We start from the raw sequence: 5,020 nt of genomic DNA, 5'->3' as shown, positions 1-5,020 counted from the left end.
TCAACTTTGCAACAGAACCTTTAATAGTATATCAATTTAATGATTTTGCATTCCTAACCACTATGATGTTATAATGCAATTAACAAAGATGTCGTGCATGTATGCACCAAATCCCCTAACTATGCCAGTAGTTAGGGGATTTTTTGGTGTGACTAGTCGCCTATTTATCATTGCGTTTGCGTAGCCAGTTCGCAAATAAAGCAACGATGCAACCACTTGCTGCTGTGGTCATGATGTTTACAAAGATGTCGGTCATTGCGTATGCACCTCCTCTCTACGTCAAATTGACGCCAGAGATAGGCGACTCTATTATTATATCATTTGTAAATACATAAGCATATTCACTTCCGATAAGTGAAATTATGTAAAAGCTAAGTATAATAAGATTAACTGTATTCAATAAAAATAGAGTGTACAGAAAAAGATATACTTCATGTACACTCTACACTTAAACTAATTTAAATATCATAATAAGAAAACTATTTAATTTAAATAAAGATATAAGTTTGTAAATTGCTCTTCGTCATTATATTTATCTACAATATCAAAAATATTTTTATCAGTTATCTCAATTTGCTCTTCTTTCAATACGGCAACAATATTAGTAACACTAAAATCACTAACATTTGATTTTATTTTATTATCGTAATACGTTAGTATACTGAATATTTTAACTTTTTGTGATTCGCTATAATTATAATTATCAAGAATATTTTTCATAATTTATCACTTCCCAATTATAGATTTTGACTACTAGGACGAATTATAAATTCATTTACAGATGATTCTTCGGGTTCGTTAATTGCATAATTAATAGCTCTTGCAATAGCATCTGGTTTAATTGCATCTTTGTATACTTCATCTATTCCTTTTTTCATCTCTTTATCGCTAATATGGTCTGTTAATTCAGTATCAATAGCACCTGGAGAAAGAATTGTTGTTCTAATATTTGAACCCACTGCAGCTTCTTCTTGTCTTAATCCTTCAGTTATCGCTCTTACTGCATATTTAGTCCCACTATAAACAGCGCTACCTGGGAAAACAACATGTCCTGCTACAGAAGCTAAATTAATAATATGACCTGATTTTTGTTCTCTCATATAAGGTAATACTGCACCGATACCATATAATACGCCCTTAATATTAACATCAATCATTTGATTCCATTCATCTTGTTTATTCTTTTCTAAAAATGATTGAGGCATAAGACCAGCATTATTAATTAAAACGTCTACGCGTCCAAATTCATTATACGCTGTTTCTATTAATGCGTTTACTTCATTGGCATTAGTTACGTCTGTCTTTTGGATGCAAATATTATTACCTATATTCTTTTGAATTTCTTCCAAGCGATTTAAACGTCTAGCTCCTAAAACAAGTTTAGCTCCATTTTCAGATAGTAAACTCACTGTTTCCTCACCAATGCCACTAGACGCACCAGTTATCACGACCACTTTATCTTTTACATTATTCATTATTTTGCCTCCTTGTTTAATGAAAATATAAGTTTCCCTATATTATCGTTATCAAAACATAGTTAATATTTTCACTATAAATGTCTACAATTAAAATACTTAAAATAATATTTTCATTTTTAGACTACTTATTTTATATTTTTGAATAAGACTCTCATACATTATAAATGTTTAATTGAAATAGCTACATATTCCTGTTAATGATAAAATACTCATTAAGTTCATGCTTAATAGAGCGAGTATCAATTTTATTTTTTAGAGTACACCTAAATATAAAAAATTTATCCACTTTTATACATTATATGAACTTTTTATATTTAAATTACGTATATTTATTGAAAGCTAATAAAATGCATATCGACTGGGTGTCTCTAATTGTTTCATTTTAAAACAAGGAGGGGACAAAATGGTAGATGAAAATGATTTATATAAAATGATAGTAGAAACAAATGATAGTAAAAGTCTAGAAATACTATATGATCGGTACGAGTCGTTATTATTCAATTTGGCTTATAAAATGACACAAGATGTGCAATCTAGTGAAGAAGTTTTACAGGATGTTTTTATGAAAATATGGAATAAAAAGGCAATTTTCAACCCTGAAAAGGGGAAATTATCAACTTGGCTTATTACGTTATGTCGTAATAGATCTATTGATGCTATAAGAAAGAAAAAAATTATAGAGAGTCAATTTGATGAGGATTTTCAAGGTATACAATCTGATAGTCTACCTGAATATGATTTGTTAAGTAAAGAAGTCTCAGAAGAAATCAATAAAAGGATTTCACTTTTAAATAAAGATCAACAAAAAATTATTTCTCTGTTTTATTATAAAGGATTGAGTCAGCAAGAAATTGCAAGTAATTTAAATATACCTTTAGGGACTGTAAAAAGCCGTATGAGACTTTCAATCCAACATTTGAATAACTACTTTAAAAAAACTTTAAGAAGGGAGGATGAAGAAAATGAGAGATAGCAAAGTTGATGAAATATATGATTATTTCAATGATAAATTGAGCGAAAGCGAAAAAGAGCGCGTTGAAGAAGAATTAGATTTTGCACCTGAAAGCTATAAGACTTTGAAAGATATCGAAATTCTTCATGATACACTTCCTTATAAAAATAAGCAGGTTGAAGCTCCGATAGGAATGAAACAAAGAATTTTAGAATCAGTTTTAAATGAAGACAAAACTTCAGGTAAAGATATAAAAAGTGAAAATCAAGAAGAGGATTTTAATTCTACTAATTCAAAAACCAATAACCAATTCCAACAACATATAAATGTATCAACACAGAATAATAAAAATCATAAAAGTGCTGTTATTAAGCGTTTTTATGTAGGTATTATAGCGGCGATGTTGTTGTTATCTCTTATAGGCAATGGCGTCCAATTTTGGGGGAATAAAGAATCAAAAAATCAATCTACTTCAATGATAAACACCGGCGACGCTAAAGTCATCAACCTAAAATCTATGGGTAATGACAAAACGCAAGGTCAAGCCTACCTTTCGAATACGAATAATAAAACAGATAGAAAATTAATAGTTGAAGCCAAAGATATTGAAACTACAAAAGGCAACCAAGTGTACCAAGTCTGGGTATTAAAAGATAATAAAACTTACCCAGCAGGCGCGTTTTCTAGTGAAAACAATAAAGGGATGGTTGTTTTTGACTTGAGTAATATAGACATTGATAAGAATGATAAAATCGCTCTTACATTGGAACCTTCTCCTAATAATACTGAACCTAAAGGACAAATGGTTATGGCGAGTAGTGAGATTTAATCTTATTATTATGATGTTTTTAAATTTATTGAAAAGGATCACAAATTCATGTGATCCTTTTTTTATATTTATACGTATATTTTGTAATTACTTTTTGATAAGTAAATTGAAGTTTTAACTAATATTACAAAATAACTGAAGATGTTGGGTGAAAATTAATGCAAATTACTATTAAAGATATTCTATTATCAATTGAAAAAAACACAATTACAAATACTAAGTGTATTAATTTTAATATGGATAAAATTTGTCAAAAGATTACATCAATGTATCAAGATATACAACAAAATACTATTTTTATGTTGAAAGACTCAGAAAATGCGGCTTATTATGCTCAATGTGCTAATGAAATGAAACCTTTGGTTATGATTACCAACTCCTCTCCAACTAAACTTAATCACCTAGAATTTAACGTTCCTATTGTATATATAAATGATTTTCCTAGCGTAGCCAACAATCTAGTAAAATTATTCTACAGAACAGCCATTGATGGACTAAACTTTATTGCGGTTACAGGGACCAATGGTAAGACAACGACGAGTCATATGATTGGGAATTTATTAACACAGTTGGGTAAAAAGGTTGCTATTATTGGAACGTTAGGGGTGTTTGACTGTAATTATGAAAAGATGAAATTTAATCACACGACTCAAACCACGCCAATGTATTTTGAAATGGGTGAAATTATAGAATATTTTTATTACAAAAATTATGACTATATTGTATACGAAGCAACATCGATAGCTTTAGACCAACAACGTACAGATTTTATTCCGAATGCTTTAGCAGTATTCACTAATTTTAGTCCTGAACATCTCGAATACCATGGTACTATGAATAATTATTTAAAAGCTAAATTGAGATTAAATGATTTGAGCCAATTAAATTTAGTTAATTTAGACACAACTGAATATAACTCTATTGTGAAAGATAAATGGCATTTTTCGAATAAACAGCAAGCCTATTATCAATATAATATCGGTGATAGTCATATTGATATGACAATTGATAAAGATAGGTTTTGTATTAAGCCTAAATTTAAAGGAGGGCATAACTATATTAATTTAGCTACAAGTATTTTTAGTTTGCATAAATTAGGTTTTGATATTAAAGAAATTATTAAAGCTTCGACTGTTATTGGCTCGCCATTACATCGTTTTCAAATTATTGAAATAGAGGATTATACGATTATATTAGATTTTGCACATACAGCTTTAGCCATTAAAGAGTCGATTAATAATGCTTTGCAGTATACTGAAAGTATAGGTAAAAAGCTAAATACAATGGTCACGGGAATAGGTTTAAGAGGTTTTGACAAAATAGGAATGACTGTAGCCGAGTTACCTCAAGGTGTTCATAAGTTGATGCTTGCTGCTGAGCAAGTGGGTTATGAAGATCCTAAAGAAATAACTGAATTTATGATTGGACATTTACCCCGTAGTTATAAGAAGCATAGTGTTTTAAAGTCTTACTCACGAAAAGAAGGAATAAGAGGACTTCTGAATGCAACTGATAAAAATAATGAAGTGATTTTACTTACGGGTATTAATGAGCCACAAAACTATAAAGGGAAAAAATATGATCACGATGATCAGATCTACATTAAAACATTATTGCAAACAGATAAATCTTGAAACATTATGATTATATAAAAAGATGAGAGACTTGCTTCTATAATATATTTTTAAATTAGCATCGACTTTATTTTAATTATTAAACATCATAAAAAAGGACCTCAGTTGAGGTCCTTTTTTATGATGT

The 5,020-nt window shown here is 29.4% G+C and carries 6 protein-coding genes; 3 read left to right on the top strand and 3 right to left on the bottom strand.

All coding sequences use genetic code 11. The features are described from left to right. Positions 1-160: 160 nt before the first annotated feature. From KA893_RS13200 to KA893_RS13190, 3 genes are all read right to left on the bottom strand, one after another. Positions 161-256, bottom strand: coding sequence for a type I toxin-antitoxin system Fst family toxin (locus tag KA893_RS13200; RefSeq protein WP_002510758.1), 96 nt, complete (start codon positions 254-256; stop codon positions 161-163). A gap of 227 nt (positions 257-483) precedes the next feature. Further along, positions 484-720 (bottom strand): hypothetical protein, encoded by a 237-nt coding sequence (locus KA893_RS13195; protein ID WP_040138588.1) that lies wholly within the window; start codon positions 718-720, stop codon positions 484-486. 17 nt (positions 721-737) lie between these two features. After that, positions 738-1,475, bottom strand: a complete 738-nt coding sequence (locus tag KA893_RS13190) for an SDR family oxidoreductase (RefSeq protein ID WP_040138587.1) — start codon at positions 1,473-1,475, stop codon at positions 738-740. 406 nt (positions 1,476-1,881) lie between these two features. Between KA893_RS13190 and KA893_RS13185 the strand changes: the two genes are divergently transcribed. The 3 genes from KA893_RS13185 (at position 1,882) to KA893_RS13175 (ending at position 4,893) form a co-directional block, all read left to right on the top strand. Then, positions 1,882-2,451 (top strand): RNA polymerase sigma factor, encoded by a 570-nt coding sequence (locus tag KA893_RS13185; protein ID WP_075340124.1) that lies wholly within the window; start codon positions 1,882-1,884, stop codon positions 2,449-2,451. After that, a complete protein-coding gene (locus tag KA893_RS13180) occupies positions 2,441-3,259 on the top strand; it encodes an anti-sigma factor (RefSeq protein WP_041080859.1) in 819 nt (272 codons plus the stop codon). Before KA893_RS13185 ends, KA893_RS13180 begins: the two co-directional genes overlap by 11 nt. 158 nt (positions 3,260-3,417) lie before the next feature. After that, positions 3,418-4,893 (top strand): Mur ligase family protein, encoded by a 1,476-nt coding sequence (locus KA893_RS13175; protein ID WP_069821793.1) that lies wholly within the window; start codon positions 3,418-3,420, stop codon positions 4,891-4,893. The last annotated feature ends 127 nt before the right edge of the window (positions 4,894-5,020 follow it).

The sequence above is a fragment of the Staphylococcus sp. GDY8P126P genome (genome assembly GCF_017891965.1).
Lineage (GTDB): Bacteria > Bacillota > Bacilli > Staphylococcales > Staphylococcaceae > Staphylococcus > Staphylococcus saprophyticus.
The sequence above is the reverse complement of the archived record's forward strand: the minus strand, read 5'-3'. Positions and strand labels throughout refer to the sequence as shown.